The 1,659-nt window shown below is 64.5% G+C and carries 1 protein-coding gene; it reads right to left on the minus strand.

All coding sequences use genetic code 11. The features are described 5' to 3' along the window. Positions 1 to 133: 133 nt before the first annotated feature. Positions 134 to 1,537 (minus strand): IS1380 family transposase, encoded by a 1,404-nt coding sequence (locus BKG60_RS13625; RefSeq protein ID WP_011768002.1) that lies wholly within the window; start codon positions 1,535 to 1,537, stop codon positions 134 to 136. Positions 1,538 to 1,659: the final 122 nt, after the last annotated feature.

Here is a 1,659-nt window from a genome sequence, read left to right on the forward strand (position 1 = left end):
CCTCAATCCGTGGACTGACTTGAGTGGTGTGGTTCGACGGTGATTCTGACGGCGGTTTGTGGGGTGGGCAGGATGTAGCCGCTGGTCTGCCCAGCTTTTCCTGTGTGCTTCGGTGGGGCCTGTTCGGCGACGGTTAGACGGTTGCGGTAGCGGGTGGGCTGTAGCCGATGGTGTTGCGCCACAGGGTGAGCCAGTGCTCGGTCCAGGGCCAGTGGCTGGGTAGGTGCAGGATGGGTCGGCGTTGCGGTCGGGCCAGCCGTGCCGGGACGGTGATGATCGTGCGTCGCAAGGTGGCTCCCCGGGCCACTGCGTGCGCTCCACCGGCAAGCACACCGGCGGCGCGCAGCAGATTGTGGGCGATGGCCCCGCAGAGCACCCACGCGGAGTTGGCGCCGAATTGCCCGGAGGGCATGTGGGCCAAGGGGCCGGCGATCAGGTCGGCGAAGACAGTTTCGATGATCGCGTGTTGACGGTGGGTGATGTCGGCGTCGGCGGTTGGTAGGTCGGTGTTGGTGAAGAACGGGTGATACCGCCAGACCGGGAACAGGGCGTCGCGGAAGCGCGCATCTTTGACCCGACGTACCACCAGTCGGGCGGTGAAGCGGTCTGTGGTGGCCGCGAATGCGGTGTAGCTGATTTCGGCGACTTCGGCATCAGAGATCCACTCTCCGGTGTCGGGATCACGCACCGCGCCCGGGTATTTCACCGGTGTCCACGCCGCGTCGTCGATGGCGTTGATGGCCCGGTTGATCGCGCTGTTGCGGCCCATGACCACCGAGAATTGCGCACCATGGCGTCGGCAGGCGCCGACGACGGCGCGGGTGCCGTAGGACGAATCGCCGCGGACCAGGATCTGGCCGGTGACCCCGGCCGCTCGGGCCGTGGTGATGGCCTGGGCGACCATTCGACCGGCTCCTTTACCGGAGCCGGTCTTGCCGGCCCGCAGCCGCATCCCGGCGATCACCGGCGCCGCACCGGGGGTGCTGATCGTGGTCGCCAACGGCGAGAGTCCTTTGCGCAGGACCTGCTTGCCAGCGATTTTGGTGTGTCCGTAGGAGGCGCCTTGTTTGGCATGGCCGTAGACCGGTCGTAGCAGGGAGTCGATGTCGATGAACACACCGCTGTCGGATCCGGGTAGCAACTCAACGCGCCGGCAGAGGGCGGCCAAGTGTTCGCGCAGGACTGATTCGAGTTGGCGTGCGTGTCCGAAGGTGAACTCCCGCAACAGGGTTCCGATGGTTGATGGTGCGTACACATCGCCGAAGAGTGTTTTCATGCCCCCGGCCCGGACGATGTTGAGGTCATCAATGCTGTCGGCGCCGGCGCACATCCCGGCGATCACCGTGGCCAGCTTCGGTGCCGGATTCGCTGACCCGGATTTGATCTTCGGCGCGGGGATGAAGATCTTGTCAGCCAACAGATTCGGCAGGCCGGTCTGCTCAGCCAGTGTCATCACCGGCACCAGTCCGGCGCACGACACGAGATGATCCTCATCGAAGACCGCCGACGACGCAGCGAACCCGTGGGACACTTGCACTGGAAGTGCCTTTCTTAACTGGCCTGATTGATGCGTAGAGAACACCAATCCTCCCAGCTCAAGGGGCACTTTCCTTATATCGACACCCACCTACACAGGCAATTCATCGGTGGATCGAGGCT

This window comes from Mycobacterium syngnathidarum, from assembly GCF_001942625.1.
Classification (GTDB): Bacteria; Actinomycetota; Actinomycetes; order Mycobacteriales; family Mycobacteriaceae; genus Mycobacterium; species Mycobacterium syngnathidarum.